The organism is Acetomicrobium sp. S15 = DSM 107314, from assembly GCF_016125955.1.
In the GTDB taxonomy this organism is placed as follows: domain Bacteria; phylum Synergistota; class Synergistia; order Synergistales; family Thermosynergistaceae; genus Thermosynergistes; species Thermosynergistes pyruvativorans.
Genome location: NZ_JADEVE010000100.1, coordinates 1 through 583 on the forward strand (window position 1 = coordinate 1; position 583 = coordinate 583).

1 protein-coding gene is annotated in these 583 nt (G+C 50.9%); it reads left to right on the forward strand.

The window, feature by feature from the left end; all coding sequences use genetic code 11:
- Positions 1-342 precede the first annotated feature (342 nt).
- Positions 343-583: hypothetical protein (locus EZM41_RS14560; protein WP_446697805.1), on the forward strand; the 241-nt coding region annotated here is incomplete at its 3' end.

Here is a 583-nt window from a genome sequence, read left to right on the forward strand (position 1 = left end):
CGTAATAATGCGTTATTCCATGTTCGCGGGCGAATCCTCTAAGAAGCTTTGAATTTGAGGCCGATTGCACGTCTTTGTTTGGCGTAAAGTGATCGGGCACCAGGGCTATTTTGTCTTTATCGAACACGGTTTTTGCACCACCTCTACAAGGATATACCCATAGATGACCTGGTCTTCAACGAGTATTGGTATCAAAACGCCGCCATACTTCAGGCCGCGGTCTTCGTGGCTCGTCACCCTACTGGTTCTCAGTACGCTGATTTTTTTTCTGTTTCGCATACTACCCGGCGACCCGTTATCCATGTTCATCGACGCGGCATTACCGGTAGAAGTCGTGTGCTCATGGCCAGGTCAATACATCCTGAGAGCAGGCAGGCCGTAAGATCCTATGTGACGTTCAGAGATATGGAAGTAGAGGAGTTCGGCTACGTAAACGGACATGCGAATATAGAGGGGAGGTTTATTCGCGCGGCGGCCATAAGCATGGCCGCAGGGGACTTGTCGCAGGAGGCCAAAAACACCGCCCCGTCAAAGAGGTCTATGTGGCCACCTATCATAGTCTCTATTTCCGCGGCCATGAGCT